The 18867-nt window shown below is 57.6% G+C and carries 22 protein-coding genes; 12 read left to right on the top strand and 10 right to left on the bottom strand.

Annotated features, from left to right (window positions below; translation table 11 throughout):
• The first annotated feature begins 170 nt into the window (after nt 1-170).
• Nucleotides 171-458 carry a hypothetical protein gene (locus FO268_RS06455; protein WP_150990881.1) on the top strand — a complete coding sequence of 96 codons (288 nt, stop codon included), beginning with the start codon at nt 171-173 and terminating at the stop codon, nt 456-458.
• Here the strand turns inward: FO268_RS06455 and FO268_RS06460 are convergent, their stop codons facing one another.
• The 8 genes from FO268_RS06460 to ftsY all read right to left on the bottom strand — a co-directional run bounded on the left by FO268_RS06460 (nt 459) and on the right by ftsY (nt 8465).
• On the bottom strand, nt 459-1934 hold the full coding sequence (locus FO268_RS06460) for a sensor histidine kinase (RefSeq protein WP_150990883.1): 1476 nt from the start codon (nt 1932-1934) through the stop codon (nt 459-461). It abuts the gene before it with no gap.
• On the bottom strand, nt 1921-2601 hold the full coding sequence (locus tag FO268_RS06465; protein ID WP_137436320.1) for a winged helix-turn-helix domain-containing protein: 681 nt from the start codon (nt 2599-2601) through the stop codon (nt 1921-1923). Before FO268_RS06465 ends, FO268_RS06460 begins: the two co-directional genes overlap by 14 nt.
• 104 nt (nt 2602-2705) lie before the next feature.
• The gene (gene hyi, locus FO268_RS06470; RefSeq protein ID WP_150990885.1) at nt 2706-3485 is read right to left on the bottom strand and encodes a hydroxypyruvate isomerase; all 780 of its coding nucleotides are present in this window, start codon (nt 3483-3485) and stop codon (nt 2706-2708) included.
• A gap of 3 nt (nt 3486-3488) precedes the next feature.
• A complete protein-coding gene (locus tag FO268_RS06475) occupies nt 3489-4403 on the bottom strand; it encodes an NAD(P)-dependent oxidoreductase (RefSeq protein WP_150990887.1) in 915 nt (304 codons plus the stop codon).
• A gap of 101 nt (nt 4404-4504) precedes the next feature.
• On the bottom strand, nt 4505-5371 hold the full coding sequence (gene rpoH / locus FO268_RS06480; protein ID WP_150990889.1) for an RNA polymerase sigma factor RpoH: 867 nt from the start codon (nt 5369-5371) through the stop codon (nt 4505-4507).
• A gap of 194 nt (nt 5372-5565) precedes the next feature.
• The gene (gene ftsX / locus FO268_RS06485; RefSeq protein ID WP_150990891.1) at nt 5566-6564 is read right to left on the bottom strand and encodes a permease-like cell division protein FtsX; all 999 of its coding nucleotides are present in this window, start codon (nt 6562-6564) and stop codon (nt 5566-5568) included.
• Nucleotides 6557-7240 (bottom strand): cell division ATP-binding protein FtsE, encoded by a 684-nt coding sequence (gene ftsE / locus FO268_RS06490; protein WP_150990893.1) that lies wholly within the window; start codon nt 7238-7240, stop codon nt 6557-6559. The genes ftsX and ftsE overlap by 8 nt, the downstream gene beginning before the upstream one ends.
• Before the next feature lie 25 nt (nt 7241-7265).
• Nucleotides 7266-8465, bottom strand: a complete 1200-nt coding sequence (gene ftsY, locus FO268_RS06495; protein ID WP_150990895.1) for a signal recognition particle-docking protein FtsY — start codon at nt 8463-8465, stop codon at nt 7266-7268.
• A gap of 167 nt (nt 8466-8632) precedes the next feature.
• Between ftsY and rsmD the strand changes: the two genes are divergently transcribed.
• Nucleotides 8633-9310, top strand: a complete 678-nt coding sequence (rsmD, locus tag FO268_RS06500) for a 16S rRNA (guanine(966)-N(2))-methyltransferase RsmD (protein WP_150990897.1) — start codon at nt 8633-8635, stop codon at nt 9308-9310.
• A gap of 70 nt (nt 9311-9380) precedes the next feature.
• On the opposite strand, the gene FO268_RS06505 is transcribed toward rsmD, so the two are convergent.
• The gene (locus FO268_RS06505; RefSeq protein ID WP_150990899.1) at nt 9381-10559 is read right to left on the bottom strand and encodes a DesA family fatty acid desaturase; all 1179 of its coding nucleotides are present in this window, start codon (nt 10557-10559) and stop codon (nt 9381-9383) included.
• A gap of 206 nt (nt 10560-10765) precedes the next feature.
• Between FO268_RS06505 and mutM the strand changes: the two genes are divergently transcribed.
• The 8 genes from mutM to FO268_RS06550 all read left to right on the top strand — a co-directional run bounded on the left by mutM (nt 10766) and on the right by FO268_RS06550 (nt 17062).
• The gene (gene mutM, locus FO268_RS06510; protein WP_150990901.1) at nt 10766-11590 is read left to right on the top strand and encodes a bifunctional DNA-formamidopyrimidine glycosylase/DNA-(apurinic or apyrimidinic site) lyase; all 825 of its coding nucleotides are present in this window, start codon (nt 10766-10768) and stop codon (nt 11588-11590) included.
• A 138-nt stretch (nt 11591-11728) separates the two neighbouring features.
• Nucleotides 11729-12055 carry a hypothetical protein gene (locus FO268_RS06515; protein ID WP_150990903.1) on the top strand — a complete coding sequence of 109 codons (327 nt, stop codon included), beginning with the start codon at nt 11729-11731 and terminating at the stop codon, nt 12053-12055.
• Between the two features lie 77 nt (nt 12056-12132).
• The gene (gene yrfG, locus FO268_RS06520; RefSeq protein ID WP_150990905.1) at nt 12133-12822 is read left to right on the top strand and encodes a GMP/IMP nucleotidase; all 690 of its coding nucleotides are present in this window, start codon (nt 12133-12135) and stop codon (nt 12820-12822) included.
• Nucleotides 12823-12863: 41 nt separating this feature from the next.
• On the top strand, nt 12864-13271 hold the full coding sequence (hslR, locus tag FO268_RS06525; protein WP_150990907.1) for a ribosome-associated heat shock protein Hsp15: 408 nt from the start codon (nt 12864-12866) through the stop codon (nt 13269-13271).
• A gap of 53 nt (nt 13272-13324) precedes the next feature.
• Nucleotides 13325-14179: an Hsp33 family molecular chaperone HslO gene (gene hslO / locus FO268_RS06530; protein ID WP_150990909.1), complete on the top strand. Its 855-nt coding sequence runs from the start codon at nt 13325-13327 to the stop codon at nt 14177-14179.
• Between the two features lie 175 nt (nt 14180-14354).
• Nucleotides 14355-15887, top strand: coding sequence for a phosphoenolpyruvate carboxykinase (locus tag FO268_RS06535; RefSeq protein ID WP_150990911.1), 1533 nt, complete (start codon nt 14355-14357; stop codon nt 15885-15887).
• A gap of 129 nt (nt 15888-16016) precedes the next feature.
• A complete protein-coding gene (locus tag FO268_RS06540) occupies nt 16017-16349 on the top strand; it encodes a YnfA family protein (protein ID WP_150990913.1) in 333 nt (110 codons plus the stop codon).
• Nucleotides 16350-16573: 224 nt separating this feature from the next.
• Entirely contained in the window at nt 16574-17062 is a 489-nt protein-coding gene (locus tag FO268_RS06550; protein WP_150990915.1) for a hypothetical protein, read from the top strand.
• 40 nt (nt 17063-17102) lie between these two features.
• On the opposite strand, the gene FO268_RS06555 is transcribed toward FO268_RS06550, so the two are convergent.
• Complete coding sequence (locus FO268_RS06555; protein WP_114611755.1) at nt 17103-17279, bottom strand: DUF2897 family protein; 177 nt, start codon at nt 17277-17279, stop codon at nt 17103-17105.
• Between the two features lie 81 nt (nt 17280-17360).
• Here FO268_RS06555 and FO268_RS06560 point away from each other — a divergent pair, with 81 nt between their 5' ends.
• Nucleotides 17361-18029 (top strand): DNA-3-methyladenine glycosylase I, encoded by a 669-nt coding sequence (locus tag FO268_RS06560; RefSeq protein ID WP_150990917.1) that lies wholly within the window; start codon nt 17361-17363, stop codon nt 18027-18029.
• Between the two features lie 99 nt (nt 18030-18128).
• Nucleotides 18129-18866, top strand: coding sequence for an oxygen-insensitive NADPH nitroreductase (nfsA, locus tag FO268_RS06565; protein ID WP_150990919.1), 738 nt, complete (start codon nt 18129-18131; stop codon nt 18864-18866).
• Nucleotide 18867 lies beyond the last annotated feature (1 nt).

An 18867-nucleotide genomic window follows, 5' to 3' on the forward strand; every position in this document is an offset into this window, starting at 1 on the left:
CAGTCGAGGTTACACCGCAGTGGCCGCACGATTACGTTTTTTTCAGGGCGGGAATTAGGTTGTTCACTCTAGAGAGTAGCGTTAACGTCCAAGTCAAATAAGCGTACTAACGAGTGAAGCTTTCACTGGTCGACACTTTGGACAATTTCTGAACAAACGGGGCACCTGAAATGAACACGCAAAAACTCATCAATACAGCGTTAAACGGCCTGGACAGTATTGGCTACCAGCTTGATCAGTATGGCATTACCGGTAAGTTGAACCGCCACAACCTGGCCGCGTTCATCATGCTCGAACAGAAGCATCTGGAAGGCGAGTGGGACAGCATTCAGGCAAAGTTTGATCGTCGCCGCTCACAGTTTGATGGCCTGCTGACCGTGATCGAAACCCGCACTGATTCGCTGATCAAGCCTCTGATCAGCCGTGTACATCAGTTCCGGGGCGTTTCCGACCACTGATCATGCACCTTTAAGTTCGCCCGGAGACGCTTGTTCTCCGGTTTCCGAACCCGGCAGCGTCTGGGTATCCTTGAGGCGTTTCCGGGTCGGGGAATAGGCCGGCATACGAACGGTCACCATTAGCCCCGGGTACTCTTCCCCGGGGTGATGATCGCTGAGGGAAATAACTCCCTGGTGTATCTCGGCCACGGCGCTGACAAGACTGAGGCCGAGGCCATTTCCCGGCAGGGACCGGCTTTTGCCCACCCGGTAGAAACGCTGGAAAACCTGGTCTTTTTCTTCGTCGGGAATGCCAATACCACTATCCCCCACCTCGAAGATGGCATCAGTCCCTTCCTTGCGAACATTGACACGAATCTTGCCCTTTTCGGGGGTGTATTTGATGGCGTTGTCGATCAGATTGCTGACCATCTGGAACAACAGATCCCGGTCACCTTCAATCACTACCTGCTCTTGCAGCGACTGCTCGAAGTCCTGGTCCTTATCTTCCGCCAGGGCCTCGTATAGTTCGCAGGCATCGCTCACCAACTCCCCCAGGGCCACCTGTTTCATATCGGCAGCGTTGCCACGGGTTTCCAGGCGCGCGATTCGCAGCAGGGCGTTGAAGGTTGCCAACAACTGATCTGCCTCGGCCACCGCTTTGCCCGCCTGATCCCGCGCTTCGTCGTGGTCTACAGACAGCAAGGTGTTTTCCAGCTGGTTACGCAGGCGGGTCAATGGTGTTCTCAGGTCGTGAGCAATACTGTCGGAGACGTGCCGTATACCTTCCATCAGGTAGACAATCCGGTCCAGCATCTGGTTGAGGTTTTCGGCCAACTGGTCGAAATCATCATCAGTACCCCGGGTAGGTATGCGCAGGGAGAGGTGCCCGTTCATAATTCGTCGGGAGGTATTGTTGATTACCTCAATTCGCCGGGTGGTACTTCGGCTCATCAGAAATCCGCCCAGCAGCGCCAGTGCCAGGGTAATCCCCATACCCCAGTTGATGGCCGTTTCGATCACTTTTTTCAGATTGGTAAGTTCGTCCACATCACGACCGACCAGCAAACGCAGACCGCCCTGAACCTCGAAGATACGTGCACGGGCCAGGCGCTCGGGGCCGGTCCAGCCTACAGATTCATCCAGCGTGAAATTGATCCAGCCACTTTCCGAGCGTGAGCCCTGCGGCCAGGTCTCTACATTGCCGGCAAGCTTGAGAAAGTCGTCGGTGGTGAGCAGGTAAATGGATTTGGCGTTGGGGTCGCGGGCAACGCGTTCGCGAATAATGGAAATAAGTCCATTGATACCGCTGCCACGATATTGCTCAGCGAGGCCGGCAATCTCGGCCTCGATGGTTTCATCCGTCTGGGCAGTCATGAACCCGGCTGTGCGCCAATAGATAAACGCCAACAACAGAAAAACCGAGGTGGCGAACACCACCATGTACAGCAGGGCTAACTGAAACGATGAGGTTCTGAGCTGGCTAAGCAGTTTCACGCAACATGTATCCTGCACCCCGGATGGTCTGCAGCAATGGGGTATCGAATTCCTTGTCGATTTTTGCCCTCAGACGGCTGATATGCACATCGATCACATTCGTCTGCGGGTCGAAGTGATAATCCCATACCTTCTCAAGCAGCATGGTGCGCGTGACCACCTGGCCGGCATTGCGCATCAGATATTCCAGCAGACGGAATTCCCGGGGCTGAACGTCAATATTGTGCCCTGCCCGCTTTACAGTCCTGGCCAGCAGGTCCATTTCCAGATCCGCTACCTTCAGCACAGTCTCGGTTTCGGCAGACTGGCGGTTACGGCGCACCAGGGATTCAATCCGGGCCAGCAGTTCAGTAAACGAGAAGGGTTTGGTCAGGTAGTCGTCGCCGCCACCACGCAGGCCTTCCACGCGGTCATCCACATCTCCCAGGGCGCTGAGGATCAGCACTGGCACCTGATTACCGGTGGCACGCACCGTTTTGATAATCGACAGGCCATCCATACCCGGAAGCATGCGATCAACAATCATGATGTCGTAATCTTCGCTGGCGGCCATCATCATTCCGTCCTTGCCATCCGCCGCATGATCCACGACAAAATCAGACTCTTTCAGCCCTTTAACAAGGTAGTTTGCCACGTCCTGATCGTCTTCAATTACCAGTGCTTTCACCGGTTATCCTCCTGATTAGCGGATTACATTAACAGCTAGGGTACGAAGAACATCGGTTGCCGGCCAGTTACGATCTTGTAAGAGGGTGTCGCCAATGGCGACGGTCACGCTCTCTCCCAAAACCAACCCAGACTTGTTACCGTCTCGCGACTGGGGCGATATTCCGCGCTCACCCAGCCACCATACCCCATGCGGTCGAGAGCCGCGAAAACATTCCAAAAGTTAATCTCCCCGGTGCCAGGCTCATGGCGGCCGGGATTGTCCGCAAACTGGATGTGGGCAATCCAGGGCAGCAGACATTCCACTGTACGGATCAGATCCCCTTCCATAATCTGCATATGGTACAGGTCGTACTGCAACTTCACGTTGCCAGCATCAACCGCTTCAATCAACTGTATCACCCGGGCGGAGGTGTCCAGAAAGAAACCCGGTATATCCACCCTCGAGTTGATGGCTTCCAGGCAGAGGGTCATACCTTCGTCCTCAAGCCGGGCGGCAGCATAACTCACATTATCGACCAGAGTTTGCCAGGCCAGGGACTCATCCAGGGTGTCAAGGCAGATGCCTGCCAGACAGTTGACCTGTTTGCAGTTCAGGGCCCGGGCATAGCGGATAGCCTGGCCCACGCCCTCCCGGAATTCCTCCACGCGATCGGGAAGGCAGGCAATACCACGCTCCCCCGCGCTCCAGTCGCCGGGAGGCAGATTGAACAGCACCTGCGTCAGTCCATTGCTCTCCAGCTCACGCTTCAGGTCTTCTTCTGCCCAGTCGTAGGGAAACAGGTACTCCACGCCCTTAAACCCCGCCTCCCGCGCCAGCCGGAAGCGATCCAGAAAATCCGCCTCGGTAAACAACATGGACAGATTGGCGGCGAATGCAGGCATGGTTTATCCCTTACGTTTGATGGCTGGCGAGGTGCCCAGAAGAGCACCGTTGAGATGTTCCAGTTCCAGCAACAGGCCACTGTGGTCCACATCGCTATGGCCGTTGGCGACGAGGCTCTGGTATTCATTGTGCACCTGCTGCGCCAGCGGCAGGGTCAGCCCTTCCGAGCGTGCCTCGTCCAGAATCATGCGCAGATCCTTGAGCTGTATACGCGCAGGCGCACCGGGGGAGAAGTCGCGATCAATCATCCGCTGGCCGTGCAGCTCCAGAATCCGGCTGCCAGCAAAGCCACCCATTAAAGCCTCCCGCACGGCAGCAGGATCGGCGCCACCCTTCGCCGCCAGCAGTAACGCCTCCGAAACCGCCCCAATGGTAATCCCCACAATCGCCTGATTGGCCAGTTTGGCCAGCTGTCCGGCACCCACGGGGCCAATCGGCGTACACTTTCCCAGTGCTTCAAAAACTGGCCGCATCCGTTCGATGTCCGCTTCAGAGCCACCGGCCATAATGCTCAGCGTTGCCTGTTCAGCCCCCACGGTACCACCCGACACTGGCGCATCCACATAGCCCGCACCCCGTTCGTGGGCCAGGTCCGCGTGGCGGCGCGCCAGCGAAGGCTGAACCGAACTCATGTCAATATACACCGCCCCGGCCCTGAGCGCGCCGATACCACCCTGTTCCACCATCACACTGTCCACTACGTCGCTGTTTTCCAGCATGGTGATGACCACATCGGCATACCGCACCGCGTCCTTTGGGAAGTCAGCAATCACTGCCTCGCCTCTGAAAGGATCGCATTTGCTCGCAGTGCGATTCCACAATGTCATTGGGAAACCGGCGTCCAGCAGGTTGCGGATCATGGGCGTACCCATCAGTCCGACACCTAAAAAGGCAATGTGCAAACGTTTATTGGTCATGACTTTTTGATCCCCGAATCAAGGTTCGATTATACAAACAAAAACGCCACCGACCCCGTAAGGGTGGTGGCGTTCTGACAAAAGCCGGAGTTGTTTCTGGCTTACGCGGCAGCTTCTTCCGTCATCTGCGCACGAATCTTCTTCATGGCGTTCTTTTCCAACTGACGAATACGCTCGGCAGAGACACCGTAACGGTCAGCCAGCTCATGCAGCGTAGACTTGCTGTCAGACAACCAGCGCTCACGCAGAATATCCTGGCTGCGTTCGTCCAGCAATTCCAGCGCCGACATCAGGCGGCCATTGGAATCATCCGTCCAGTCCGACTGCTCCAGTTGAGTAGCCGGATTGCTACGGTGATCCTCCAGGTAATACGCCGGTGCCTGGTAGGCATTATCGTCGTCATCATCCTGGGGCCCGTCGAACGCTGTGTCGTGAGAGGCCAGGCGGCCCTCCATTTCACGAACCACCTTTGGCTCTACACCAAGATCACTGGCGACGGCGTTTACCTCATCGTGGCTCAGCCACGCCAAACGCTTCTTCTGGCTGCGCAGGTTGAAGAACAGCTTACGCTGAGCCTTGGTGGTCGCCACCTTCACGATGCGCCAGTTACGCAGAATGAACTCGTGAATCTCCGCTTTAATCCAGTGGACGGCAAAGGAAACCAGGCGGACACCATATTCCGGATTAAATCGTTTGACCGCTTTCATCAGGCCCACATTGCCTTCCTGAATCAGATCGGACTGAGACAGGCCGTAACCGGCATAACTGCGGGCAATATGGATCACGAAGCGCAGATGCGAAAGAACCAGCTCGCGGGCAGCATCCACATCACCTTCGTAATGCAGCCGCTCTGAAAGCTTGCGCTCCTCCTCGACAGACAGCACCGGAATACGGCTGGCCGCCTGGATATAGGATTCCAGATTCGCGCCCGGAACCAGTCTGTCGATGACCTGTAAGTTCGTACCCATGTCTTCTCCTCCGAACATGACGACCAGTAAATATATCAACTCGCACTGGGACCGCCAAGTATCCTGAAAGTTCCCTGCATTCACATTAATACGTTTTAAATCAACAAGCTGAGCATCTGATCACTGCTTCAATCTGCGTCCACGCTACTTCGAAAGCAGAACTGTTTCCAATACGGCATTACCGAGACCGGAGATCACCCGCCGGCTATTTCGCCGGGCTCAATATCATCAAGGTGGCGCTTGACGGCCACCCACGCCCCCAACCAGCCTAGCAGCATGGCTGCAATTATCAACGCCAGCCCACCGTCGAAGGTCAGGCCGTTAAGAGAGAACTCGCTGCGATAAAGCCCTGCCAGGCGCTCAACCGGCCCACTGAGCCACCAGAGCGATATCTGAAGCAGCAGCCACGCAACTATACCACCTCCAAGACCAAACCAGGCGCCGGTATAAAGAAATGGTCGGCGCACAAAGGCATCCGTGCCACCCACCAGTTTGGCCACCAGAATTTCGTCGCGGCGGTTTTCGATGGCCAGGCGCACGGTATTACCGATCACCAGCACCACTGCAGCCGCCAGCAACAGTGCCAGGACCCAGACCGCCCGACCCAGAAGGTCGGTCATCGCATTCAACCGTTGCAACCACCCCAGGTCCACCTGCACGCGCTCAACACCGTCCAGCCCTTCAATCACTGTCAGCAGCATCTCCACGCCATCTGCAGTGCGGGAGCTTTCACTGGGCGTAACCAGCAATGTGTGGGGCAATGGATTCTCGTTCAGGTAATCCAGAGCATCCTCAAGACCGGAAGAAGCGCGAAATTCATCCAATGCCGTATCCCGATCGATCAACTCTACGCCAGCCACGCGGCTGTCGTCAGAGACTTTCGCCTTAATGGCCCGAGCCTCTTCAATAGAGACGGAATCGTTCAGATAGGCAGTCACCCGTGCGGAGCTTTCCCAGCCAGCACTGACGCCTTCCAGGCTGGCCAACAACAACATCAGCGCCACCGGCAATGCCAGGGCCACGCCCATGACCGTCCAGGTCATCATGCTGGCAATCGGAGACTGCCACAGCCGCTGTGCGCTGTCCCGGGCCACTCTGCGATGATGGCTCAGGTAGCTCTCGGCCTGTTCGCGCCACGGCGAGGGGGCACTTTTCGCGCCCCGGGTCTGTTGTCTGCGGGGATCATTAGCCATGCAGGCCTCCCGCAGGCCCAACGCCAGACACCAGCCGTCCGTGGTCAAGGGTGAGCTTGCGGCGCCCGAGGTCGTTGATCAGGGCAATATCGTGGGAGGCGATCAATACCGTCACCCCCACCTGGCTGAATTCCGCGAACAGCCGCATGATGTCAGCCGACAGCTCCGGGTCCAGATTACCGGTAGGCTCATCGGCCAGCAGCACCGGCGGCTTGTTTACAACTGCCCGGGCAATACCCACCCGTTGCTGCTCACCCCCGGAAAGCTGCAACGGGTTCATTTTTTCCTTACTCAGCAGACCGACCTTGTCCAGGGCCGCACGAACGCGCCTGCCGATATCCCGGGCAGGCGTGCCCATCACTTCCAGGGGCATGGCGACGTTGTCGAACACGGTGCGATCAAACAGCAGCTTATGATTCTGAAAGACCACCCCGATGTGGCGGCGAATATAGGGCACCTGACGGCGCGGCAGGGTATTGAGCACCTGCCCGCCCACAATCACCTCCCCGGCACTGGGACGCTCCATCACCATGATCAGCTTGAGCAATGTACTTTTACCGGCGCCGGAGTGGCCGGTGAGGAACGCCAGCTCACCGCGCTCCAGGCCGAAATTGACCTGGCGCAGCGCGGTATGGTCGCTGTCGTAGCGTTTGGTGACCTGGCGGAACTCGATCATCGAGGGTTACTTCTCTGGGGTATTATCAGGAGTTTTCGTCAAACAGCGCATCCACGAAGGTGCGGGCGTCGAAGCTGCGCAAGTCGTCTACCTGCTCACCCACACCGATGTAGCGGATGGGCAGCTCCAACTGCCGGGCAATGGCGAACACAATACCACCCTTTGCAGTACCGTCCAGTTTGGTCAGGGTAATACCACTGACACCCACGGCCTGCTGGAATACCTGGGCCTGACTGAGGGCGTTCTGGCCGGTGCCTGCATCCAGCACCAGCATCACCTCGTGGGGTGCGGTATCATCCAGCTTCTTGATGACCCGGACCACCTTCTCCAGTTCGCTCATCAGGTTGTCCTTGTTCTGGAGACGGCCGGCAGTGTCGGCGATGACCACATCCACCCCGCGGGACTGGGCCGACTGGACAGCATCAAAGATCACTGAAGCGCTGTCAGCACCGGTATGCTGGGCCACCACAGGCACGTTGTTGCGCTCGCCCCACACCTGCAACTGCTCAACCGCCGCCGCCCGGAAGGTATCCCCCGCCGCCAGCATTACCGACTTGCCGTCGCGCTGGAACAGCTTGGTGAGCTTACCGATGGTGGTGGTTTTACCGACGCCATTCACGCCGACCATCAGAATCACATAGGGCTTTTTGGCGGTGTCGATTTCCAGGGGTTTGGTGACGTCTGCCAGCAGGCCATGGAGCTCTTCCCGCAGAGCCTTGCGCAAGGCCTCGCCGTCCTTGAGCTGGTTACGCTGAAGCTTGTCCGTCAACGATTCGATGATTTCCGAAGTAGCGGTAACGCCCACATCGGCCATCAGCAGCGTGGTTTCAATTTCCTCCAGCAGGTCCTCATCCACTTTCTTGCCGACGGAGAACAGGTCGGCAAGGCCACCGGTCAGGTTGGCCCGGGTTTTACCCAGACCCTGCCGGATACGCTCGAAGACACTGACCTGAGGTGCTTCAGGCTCTGGCTCTGGCTCTGGCTCTGGAGCTGGCTCAGGCGCCGCGGGAACTTCCTCCACAACGGGCGCTTCGGCAGCCGGGGCACTATCGGGCGCTGCTTCCTTCGCCTCACCAGCCTTGGGCGCAGCACCTTCAGGGGTTTCCGGCTTTTTCTGCGGCACAGGCTTCGGCCGCGGCACACGCCGCCGGTTGGCCGCCACATCCAGAACAAACACCAGAACAAGAAGGGCCAGAAGGCCGATAGCAATCCACTCTGCCGTCATAGTCATACCATTGGTTGTCGATTCGCGGGATGAAAGAAAGCCGGTATTCTAGCAGACTGGATGCCCTAAGTGATGGCCGCGGGTGACTCGCCCGATAAACCTTCGTAACATGGCGCTACCCAAACCCGCGAATAACCAGACTCCGCGAAAAAGAGGCCCACTGCACCATGGCGCGCAACCAGAAACCCAGGCCAGCCAGCGGCGGCGAACTGCGCATCATCGGCGGCGACTGGCGCAGCCGAAAACTCCGCTTCCCCGAAGCTGGCGGCGTGCGTCCAACCCCCGCGCGTACCCGCGAAACCCTGTTCAACTGGCTGTCGTTTCACCTCGCCGGCAGCCACTGCCTCGACCTCTTCGCCGGCTCCGGCGCCCTCGGCCTCGAAGCCCTCTCCCGGGGTGCCGGCACAACCGTCTTCGTCGACCACACCCCGGAACTGGCCCAGTCCCTGCGCAGCAACCTGAGACTCTTGAAATCAGATAAAGGAGAAGTGGTCTGCCAGAACGTCGACATCTATCTGGCCCAGCCACCCGCCAAACCGTTCGACATTCTTTTCATGGACCCACCATTCAGGCAGGGCTGGCTGGAGAAACTGTTCCCGCTGATTGCGGACAATGGCTGGGTAAAACCGGGAAGCTGGATATATGTGGAACACGAAAGCGAGATGTCGACACCCACAGCACCCGCCAACTGGACGCTACACCGACAAAAAACAGCAGGCCAGGTGACCTACTGTTTATTCAGAGTGGAAGAATCGGAACCTGTCTTAAGAAACCGCAGCGACTATCCCGGTGCGGTCAGATCGGTCTCGGGGTGGGTGCCTTTTCTGCCGGGAAAAGGTGTCTGAGCGAAGCGAGTTCTTTTCCCAGAAGAAAAGGCACCTACCTCGGGACCAGCCACCTACACCAGCAGGCTACTTAGGGAGAGGGTCGCAAAGAATAAGCCCGCAAATGCGCCGCAAAGTCTTCGAGATAGCGAATACCGCTGGCCTCGGCCTCCCGGCACCACTCCATCAACGCATTCAGCTTATCCTGCGGCTTCAAACCGCGACGGCGCCAAAGCTCCTGCAGCTCATTGCTCTTCTCATAGATCTGCCGCAACACCGCATTGCGCTCCAGCACCGTTTCCAGATGCTCCTTCTCCTTGGGCTTGATCAGCGTTACCTCACGGGACAGCAAACGCTTAAGGCTGCGATACCGGGGGCGAATCTCCTCGTCCATCAGCGATTTCTGCTGTCGCAACACCGGCTCCATCACCCGCTTGCGGTACTGACGCATAATATCGAACCGGCTGTTGGTGATCGCCTGCACGGTCTCCACATCCACTTCCTGCTTGCCGGGCACATAATGCGCAATCGGTTTGAAACCCTTGGGCTTTGCCAGCCCGAAGAGCTGGAACAGACGAATGTAGCCCCAGCCAATGTCCACTTCGTACCAGCGCCGTGACAACTTGGAAGAGTTGGGATAAGTGTGGTGGTTGTTATGCAGCTCCTCGCCGCCAATCAGGATTCCCCAGGGCGAAATGTTACGGGCATTATCGGCGCACTCGAAATTGCGATATCCCATAAAGTGGCCGATACCGTTGACCACACCGGCAGCCCATACCGGAATCCACATCATCTGAACCGCCCAGATCCAGATACCGTGAACACCGAACAACAGCAGGTCGATCACCGCCATCAACTGGATCCCCAGCATCCGGTAACGGCTGTATACCTTATTCTCAACCCAGTCTTCGGGAGTGCGCTGGCCATAACGCTGCAGCGTCTCCGGCGTGCCGGCCTCGTCGTACAGCTCGGCACCTTCAAGCAATACCTTGCGAATACCCAAAACCACCGGGCTGTGGGGATCTTCCTCTGTTTCGCACTTGGCATGATGTTTACGGTGGATAGCGGTCCACTGTTTGGTGTTCTGTGCCGTGGTCAGCCACAGCCAGAAGCGGAAGAAATGCGCCAGCACCGGATGCAGATCCAGCGAGTTATGGGCAGAATGACGATGCAGGTAAAGCGTAACGCTGATGATTGTGATGTGGGTAAGCCCCAGCGCAACCAGGATCAGCTGCATCACCGAAAGGTCCAGAAGACCGTTGTACCACATAGAGTTTTCCTCTTTCGAAATCATAAGGTTGCAAAGTGCATGACAAGGCCCGGCAGAAAACCTGTGGCCTGACGGATCCGGTACTGCCCAACAACCGTATCTGGCCACTTTAGCGTACACTTGTTAGCTGGAACAACCGTATTTGGATGCCAATTTGTTACTGATTACCCTTATCCGTTACCGCCTCAGTCGCTGGAGTAGACCCCTTGCCCGAATTACCCGAAGTTGAAACCACCCGCCGTGGCATAGCGCCCTATTGCGAGCACCGGACTATTACCCGGGTGACCGTGCGGGATGGCCGCCTGCGCTGGCCCGTTCCGGGTAACCTGAAGGAACTGCTGGAAGGCGCCGTGATCCAGACCGTGGACCGCCGGGCAAAATACCTGCTGATCGGGGTTCGCTCCGCCACCGTCGCCGGCTCACTCATCGTGCACCTGGGCATGTCCGGCAGCTTGCGGGTGATCACTGACCAGAGCGAACCACTGCTGCATGACCACGTTGAACTGGAGCTGGACAGTGGTGTTCGCCTTCGCTTCAATGATCCGCGCCGGTTTGGCTGCTGGCTGTGGTCTGAAATCCCTGAGCAGCACCCGCTGATTGCCAGCCTGGGCCCGGAGCCCCTGGCACCGGAATTTAATGGCCGCCTGCTCTACCGCGTGTCGCGGGGCAAGAAAACGCCCGTCAAATCCTTCATTATGGACAACCATGTGGTGGTGGGTGTGGGCAACATCTACGCCAACGAAGCGCTGTTCAAGGCCGGCATCCACCCCCGCCGCGCCGCCGGCCGCATCAGCCTGGACCGCTACAACCGTTTGGTGGAAGCGATCCGCGAAACCCTCAGCGCTGCGATTCTGATGGGCGGAACCACTCTCAGGGATTTCGTAAACAGCGACGGCAAACCCGGCTACTTCGCCCAGTCGCTGCTGGTGTACGGCCGCACCGGTGAGTCCTGCCAGGAATGCGGGCACACGCTGAAGGAAATACGCATGAACCAGCGCTCGACGGTTTATTGTGGCAAATGTCAGCGCTAGACCGCGCTCAGACAACTATTGAAACAGAAAATTCGTTTGAAAATGCGCAAATATGATTCATAGTTAACAGAGTATCCATAATTGTAAGCTACAATAAGTTGTAGATTTATCGCCAGTTATCGCCAGGAGTAACAAGAAATGACCGGTAAAATTTCCAACATCGTTATTACAGCCGTAGCGGTTTGCCTGCTGGCGTTTTCCTCTGTCGGCCATGCTCAGGCCATCGATGAAGAGCCCTCTGCGCTGGCAATGACCGGTGATGCCCTGTTTGTTCGTCCGGCCCTGCTTGCCACCACCATCATTGGCAGTGCCGTTTATCTGGTATCCCTGCCGTTCTCTGCCCTCGGTGGTAATGCCGCTGAAGCTGGCGACGTTCTGGTAGTTGGCCCGGCCAAGGCCACCTTTGTGCGCTGCCTTGGCTGCACCCGCACTGGCAAAAAGCCGGAAACCATTGAGCAGAACTGATCCGTAAAATCCCGCCTTGCCAATTCAAGCATTCTTCGGCAGCCTGAGGTTTAACCAACTTCAGGCTGTTTTTGTTTATGGTGAACTGGCAATCCCTCGATACCGTGTTCCTGGATATGGACGGAACACTGCTCGACCTGCATTTTGACAATCATTTCTGGCTCGAGCACCTGCCCAGGCGCTACGCCGAATACAACAACCTCAGCCCTGAAGAAGCGCGCGACACCGTTATCCCCATGATTATGGCCGAGCGCGGATCCCTCAACTGGTACTGCACCGATTACTGGAGCGACCGGCTGGAGCTGGACATTACCAGCCTCAAGGCAGAAGTGGGCGAACGCATCGGCTACCGGCCCCATGTAACCGATTTTCTCGATGCGGTTAGGAGCAGCGGCCTGCGCTCCGTTATCGTGACCAACTGCCACCCCGACCCGCTCAGCCTGAAGCTACAGCGCACCGGTCTCGACACCCGGGTGGACAACATCATCTCCAGCCACCAGTTAGGCAAACCCAAGGAAGATCCGGCCTTCTGGCGTGATCTGGCCCAACTCGAAACCTATCGGCCCGCAGCCACCCTGATGGTAGACGACAGTTTTCCGGTGCTGGAGAGTGCCCGTACCGCCGGCATAGCCCAGTGCCTGGCGATCCTCGCACCGGACAGCAAGCAGGCAGCCCGGGACAAACACCCGGATATCCCCTCGATTCATCACTTCGATGAAGTCCTGCCTGCCCTGCGTCAGCGCCAGACCCTGCCATCCGGCCAGTGAGCCAGCTATACTATGGCTATACGCTCATCAGGTGAGGAGACATGACGGCAACCACCACTGACGACAACCGCGTAAGACTAGACAAATGGCTGTGGGCGGCACGCTTCTACAAAACCCGCAACCTCGCCAAACAGGCCATTGAAGGGGGCAAGGTTCACTACAACAGCCAGCGAACCAAACCCGGAAAGCTGGTGGAGCCCGGCGCCAAGGTCACCCTGCGGCAGGGATGGCAGGAGCGCATTGTCATCGTGGATGACATCAGCGAACGTCGCCGGGGTGCTCCGGAAGCCCAGAAGCTCTACCACGAAACCGACGACAGCGTGAAACGCCGGGAAGAACTCTCGTGGCAGCGCAAAACGATGCAGGCAGCGCAGTTGCCCCCTGCCCGACGTCCCTCCAAGAAGGACCGCCGGGATATCCAGCGCTTCCGCGAACAGAACGGGCTTTGATGTCCCGCCCCACAGATTACCAATTCCGATTCTAACGCTCAGGAGAAAACACCATGGCATCCCGGGACCAGTTCCAGCGATTTATTTTTGAAGACAGCCAGGTCCGGGGAGCCTGGGTGAAGCTCAACGATAGCTACAGTGAAATTGGTAACCAGGCGCCGTATCCCGACTCTGTAAGGCGCATTCTTGGGGAATCCCTGGCCGCCAGCGTACTGATGAGCAGCACCCTCAAATTTGAAGGCACCCTCTCTTTACAGGCCCAGGGCAAAGGGCCACTACGTACCCTGATGGCGGAATGCAGCCACGACCACTTCATCCGGGGCCTGGCCCGATACGACGAACACGCCGTTACCGAGGAATCCCTGGACGCGCTGCTGGGTGAAGGCAGCATGGCCATCACCATCTCGCCGGACAAAGGGCAGCGCTATCAGGGTGTAGTGCCCAGAGAAGAAGAAAACCTGGCCGGCTGTCTGGAAGAATACTTCGAGCGCTCTGAGCAGATCCCCACCAGCTTCTTCCTGTTTGCCGACGAGAACCGCAGTGCCGGCCTGATGCTGCAAAAAATGCCCGGCACTACCGAGCAGGATTCCGACCTCTGGGACCGCCTGAACCACCTGGCCAGCACCGTGGAACCCGAGGAACTGCTGGGGTTGGACAGCGAAACATTGCTCCACCGGCTGTTCCACGAAGAAACCGTGCGCCTGTTCGACGCCGAAACGGTCGCCTTCCGCTGTAGCTGCTCAAGGGAACGAACCCTGGGCGCGCTGGAGGCCATCGGCCAGGCCGAGTGCTACAGTATCCTGGAAGAACAGGGCTCCATCGAGATGGATTGCCAGTTCTGTCACGCCCACTATCGCTTCGATAGAAATGACATTGATCATCTTTTCACCGGTCATACGTTACACTGAATACCCGGCTGAATGGCCCGGAAGCCAGTGGTAGCGCGGCTTCCGGGGCAGTCGTTTTTTACCGGCGTCTCTGGCATAATAGCGCGCCTGAACTGACCCGATTGCTCAGATTTCCGTCAATTTTCAGGGGGGACGGCCTGAGCAGTCACGATCACATCCCGAGGGCGAGGTCGAAGTGAGTAACACTTATAATGATCTGTGTGCAGCACGACTGATCGAGTTAGCACTGGAAAGACACGAAGGCCAACTGGCCGCAAATGGTTCACTGGTGGTAAAAACCGGCGAACGCACCGGCCGGTCCCCGATGGACCGCTACATCGTGGAGGAGCCAAGCACCTCTGACGACATCCACTGGGGCCCCATCAACCGCCCGTTCGACGCGGAAAAGTTTGATGCCCTCTGGGACCGCGTGGAAGCCTACATCGCCGAGAAAGACAGCTTTGTAAGCCATGTGCACGTCGGTTCTGACCCGGAACACTATCTCCCGGTACGCATGACCACGGAGACCGCCTGGCAGAATCTGTTCGGCCAGAACCTGTTCATTCGCCCGGAGACCTTCAACCCGGCCGACAAGCAGGAATGGCAGATCCTCAACGTTGCCAATTTCGAATGCGTGCCCGAGCGTGACGGCACCAACAGCGACGGCACCGTGATCATCAACTTTGCCAAGCGCAAGGTACTGCTGGCGGGCATGCATTACGCCGGCGAGATGAAAAAGGCCATGTTCTCAGTGCAGAACTTCCTGCTGCCGGAAAAAGACGTGCTGCCGATGCACTGCTCCGCCAACGTGGGCGAAGACGGCGAAACCTGCCTGTTCTTCGGTCTCTCCGGTACCGGCAAAACCACCCTGTCGGCCGATCCGGAGCGCTTCCTGATTGGTGACGACGAGCACGGCTGGGGCCCCGGCACTGTTTTCAACATCGAAGGTGGCTGCTACGCCAAGTGTATTGACCTGAGCCGGAAAAACGAGCCCATTATCTGGGATGCGATCCGCTTTGGAGCCCTGGTTGAAAATGTCACCATCAACCCGGAGACCCGCGAACCGGACTACACCGACGTTTCTCTTACGGAAAACTCCCGCTGCGCCTATCCGCTGGAGCACGTTGAGAAACGTGTCCTTGAAAACCGGGCCGGCGAACCGTCACACATCGTATTCCTGACCTGCGACATGACCGGCGTACTACCGCCCGTGTCCATCCTCAGCAAGGAAGCCGCCGCCTACCACTTCCTCAGTGGCTACACCGCACTGGTGGGTTCTACGGAAATGGGCTCCTCTTCCAAGCTGAAAGCCACCTTCTCCACCTGCTTCGGTGCACCATTCTTCCCGCGTCCGGCCGGCGTCTACGCCGAGCTGCTGATGAAGCGCATGGATGAGTTCGGCAGCAAGGTCTTCCTGGTCAACACCGGCTGGACCGGCGGCCCCTACGGCGTGGGAGAGCGCTTCAGCATTCCCACCACCCGTGGCATTATCGCCGCCATCCAGAATGGCGACCTGGACGATGCCGAAACCGAGCACCTCCCCACCCTGAATCTGGAGGTGCCAGTAGACGTCCCTGGCGTAGACAACAACCTGCTGAACCCGCGCAATACCTGGGCCAGCAAGGAAGACTACGACGCCAAGGCTGCCGAACTGATCGGCCAGTTTGTCGAGAACTTCAAGAAGTTCGATGTTTCCGACGCCATTGTAGAGGCCGGGCCGAAAGCATAAGCCCCCTTTACTGAAAAAAGTGCCCTGCTCTGTGAGTACGGCGCTTTTTTTGTGCCTTTCTCACAGGAACCCCTCAGTATGATAGCTTGGTCTTTTCGGTGATTAGAAACGGGAAGGGGATTACCTGTGTTGCCTGAACTGAAAACGGTCAGCCTCTTTCTAGCCACCGCGCTGGCAGAAATCATTGGCTGTTATTTACCTTACCTCTGGCTTCGTGAGGGTAAGTCCGTCTGGCTGCTGGTGCCAGGAGCGCTGAGCCTTGCAGCCTTTGCATGGCTGCTGTCACTGCATCCGACCGCTGCCGGCAGAGTCTATGCTGCATATGGCGGCGCTTACATCTTCATGGCAATTATGTGGTTATGGGTGGTCGAGGGCATTCGGCCAACCCACTGGGATCTGATTGGTTCGGCGGTAGCGCTGGTTGGCATGGCAATCATCATGTTTGCGCCACGCACTACTTAGGCTATTGTTTTGGTATGTTCCGTGCGCTGACCCGATACGGGTGCACGCGGCGTCGAGTACTTTGGCAGTCACTGGACCTACCTGGACCTGGCCCCCTTTGGCCGTCAGGAAACGTGGGAGGACTCGCCGGAGGGCTGGCCGCAGACCGCCCCCTATGATTGACCTGCGGAGTGCGTGAGCGCTAATTTGATAACGTCCCCCCGAGCAATGTGGAAGGAACCAACATGCCAAGGAAAATATCACTCCTAATCAGGGTATTCATTCCGCTTGCACTATGTGCCCTCCCCGGCCTGAGTCTCGCCGACAGACCCGCACCTGAAGACTATATTGCAGAAAAACCGCTGCTTCTGGAGATCCGTTACTGCGAGTGCCAGGCCACAAACCCCGAAAGCTCTCCATCCGAGTTGTTGCCCGGATTTCTGGATGAGTCAAAAGTCTTGAAGGTGGGCGTGTCTGCCGAGGATAAAGGGTTTGTTGCTTCCCGGGAGTTTTCCCTCGGGTATGACATCAACATGGTGGATGATCCCTCCGGGCAGCTTCAATTCAACTATATCGGTACATACGCAACCAGTAATGGCGAAAGTACTGGGCAGGCTACGCTGGTTTTAGAGCAGGGTGAGTGGTCGAATCTTTTCGGGTCACATTCCCAGCAGGGAACCGAATCGCAACCCATGAGTGTCATGGTGCGACTGGTTCCGGCGGACGGTTCCTGAGGCTGGTTGTGAGTGCAGTGCGCTCACGACCGTGAGCGAGTCACCACTGCTCCCTGTCCTCCGCGCTTTCCTCGGCCTCAATTTCCGCCTTACGCTCCTGGATCTTTTTCATCTTTTCCTTCGATATCGGCATCTTGCCGCTATCCCTCAGCATGAACAGTCCGCCAAGTACCAGGGCAATGGCACCGAGAAGAAAGACCCATCCTATCGTTGGCATTAGCATGACTCCCTGACCGGATTGGTTTCCTTTATAGTGGACCACACTCCTTCAATCCTACAACCAGATTTAGGATATTCCATGTCCTTTGCCAGAATCTACAATCAGGCGGCCGCCCGCAAAGGCGGAGAAGTGGAACTACGTGCGCTCCTGCCAAGGGTCGCTGAGCCTGGCGAACTGGAAGCCCTGGGCGACGACCGCTACCTGTCGGAGGTTACGCGATGTGTCTTCAAGGCAGGCTTCGTATGGCGAGTAATCGAGAACAAGTGGCCCGATTTCGAAGCGGCGTTCAAGGGGTTTGTGCCGCTTTATTGGCAGCAGGTGCCACCGGATGTGCTGGAGGAACTGGCCCGTGACGAGCGGATTGTGAGGAACATGCAGAAAATCCGCACCGTGCCGGAAAATGCCCGGATGATTGTGGAGGGTGCCAGGGAGCATGGGAATTTCGGAGCTTTCCTCAGCCACTGGCCTTCGGAGGACCAGGTCGGGTTGCTGATGTGGCTCAAGCGCCACGGCGCGCGGTTGGGCGGCAACACTGCCCAGTATTTCCTGCGACGGGTTGGCTGGGATGGCTTTATCCTGTCGTCGGATGTGGTCGCCGGGCTTCATCGTGAAGAGCGCCTGGATGCAACGCCCGGCAGCAAGAAAGCCCTGGTTCAGGCGCAGCAGGCCTTCAACGACTGGCATCGCGAAACCGGTCTGCCCTACAGTCACCTGTCTCGGATTCTGTCCTGTTCGGTGGGGGACTGACTTCCTTAACCGAGCAACGACATGCTATAAAACGTGCTTTGCGAATTCTGCAAAGCGATGGCAGGATATTTAATTCCTCAGGATGAGAAAGAGGGTAGCATGAACCCGACGATTGAACTGCTCAAGTCACACCGTTCGATACGTAAATTCCAGGATTGGAAGATTCGCGACGAGCTTTTCGAAGAGCTGATTCGTGCCGGCCAGAGCGCTGCCACCTCCAGTCACGTTCAGGCCTATTCCATTATTCATGTCGCCAACAAGAAAAACCGCAAAGCCCTGGCGGAGCTGAGCGGAGGCCAACGGTATGTGGCGGAGTGCTCGCATTTTCTGGTGTTCTGCGCGGATATGAAGCGGCCCACGGATGCCGCCGAGCGTACTGGTACCGAGGTGGTCAGAGGCACCACCGAGCAATTACTGGTTGCCAGTATCGATACTACGCTGGTTGCCCAGAACGTCGCTACGGCGGCAGAAGCGGAGGGGCTGGGCGTCTGTTATATCGGCGGCATTCGCAACGACCCTGCCGAAGTGAGCAAACTGCTTCGCCTGCCGGACCATGTGTACCCGGTGTTTGGTATGTGCATTGGCTACCCTGACCAGAAGCCGGAAATCAAACCGCGGCTGCCCATGGCGGCTATCCTGAAGCAGGACTACTACGAAGATGAACAGGACGTGGCGTTGGTGGCGGAATACGACAACACCATGCATGCCTATTACCAGGCGCGCACCGCCGGCAAAAAAGACACGACCTGGTCAAAACAACTCACGCAGCTATTCTCCACCAAACTTCGCCCCCATATGCGCGACTTCCTGCGCGACAGGGGCTTCGAGATGAAATAGC

The sequence above is a fragment of the Marinobacter denitrificans genome (assembly GCF_008795955.1).
GTDB classification, from domain to species: Bacteria; Pseudomonadota; Gammaproteobacteria; order Pseudomonadales; family Oleiphilaceae; genus Marinobacter; species Marinobacter denitrificans.

Excerpts from the sequence above, each read along its gene's own strand:
- FO268_RS06475 (WP_150990887.1), bottom strand. The coding sequence starts at position 4,403 with ATGACCAATAAACGTTTGCACATTGCCTTTTTAGGTGTCGGACTGATG.
- yrfG (WP_150990905.1), top strand. The coding sequence starts at position 12,133 with ATGGTGAACTGGCAATCCCTCGATACCGTGTTCCTGGATATGGACGGA.
- rpoH (WP_150990889.1), bottom strand. The coding sequence starts at position 5,371 with ATGGGTACGAACTTACAGGTCATCGACAGACTGGTTCCGGGCGCGAAT.
- FO268_RS06560 (WP_150990917.1), top strand. The coding sequence starts at position 17,361 with ATGTCCTTTGCCAGAATCTACAATCAGGCGGCCGCCCGCAAAGGCGGA.
- hslO (WP_150990909.1), top strand. The coding sequence starts at position 13,325 with ATGGCATCCCGGGACCAGTTCCAGCGATTTATTTTTGAAGACAGCCAG.
- FO268_RS06505 (WP_150990899.1), bottom strand. The coding sequence starts at position 10,559 with ATGTGGTACAACGGTCTTCTGGACCTTTCGGTGATGCAGCTGATCCTG.
- FO268_RS06515 (WP_150990903.1), top strand. The coding sequence starts at position 11,729 with ATGACCGGTAAAATTTCCAACATCGTTATTACAGCCGTAGCGGTTTGC.
- hslR (WP_150990907.1), top strand. The coding sequence starts at position 12,864 with ATGACGGCAACCACCACTGACGACAACCGCGTAAGACTAGACAAATGG.
- rsmD (WP_150990897.1), top strand. The coding sequence starts at position 8,633 with ATGGCGCGCAACCAGAAACCCAGGCCAGCCAGCGGCGGCGAACTGCGC.
- hyi (WP_150990885.1), bottom strand. The coding sequence starts at position 3,485 with ATGCCTGCATTCGCCGCCAATCTGTCCATGTTGTTTACCGAGGCGGAT.
- nfsA (WP_150990919.1), top strand. The coding sequence starts at position 18,129 with ATGAACCCGACGATTGAACTGCTCAAGTCACACCGTTCGATACGTAAA.
- ftsY (WP_150990895.1), bottom strand. The coding sequence starts at position 8,465 with ATGACGGCAGAGTGGATTGCTATCGGCCTTCTGGCCCTTCTTGTTCTG.
- FO268_RS06550 (WP_150990915.1), top strand. The coding sequence starts at position 16,574 with ATGCCAAGGAAAATATCACTCCTAATCAGGGTATTCATTCCGCTTGCA.
- FO268_RS06555 (WP_114611755.1), bottom strand. The coding sequence starts at position 17,279 with ATGCCAACGATAGGATGGGTCTTTCTTCTCGGTGCCATTGCCCTGGTA.
- ftsE (WP_150990893.1), bottom strand. The coding sequence starts at position 7,240 with ATGATCGAGTTCCGCCAGGTCACCAAACGCTACGACAGCGACCATACC.
- FO268_RS06455 (WP_150990881.1), top strand. The coding sequence starts at position 171 with ATGAACACGCAAAAACTCATCAATACAGCGTTAAACGGCCTGGACAGT.
- ftsX (WP_150990891.1), bottom strand. The coding sequence starts at position 6,564 with ATGGCTAATGATCCCCGCAGACAACAGACCCGGGGCGCGAAAAGTGCC.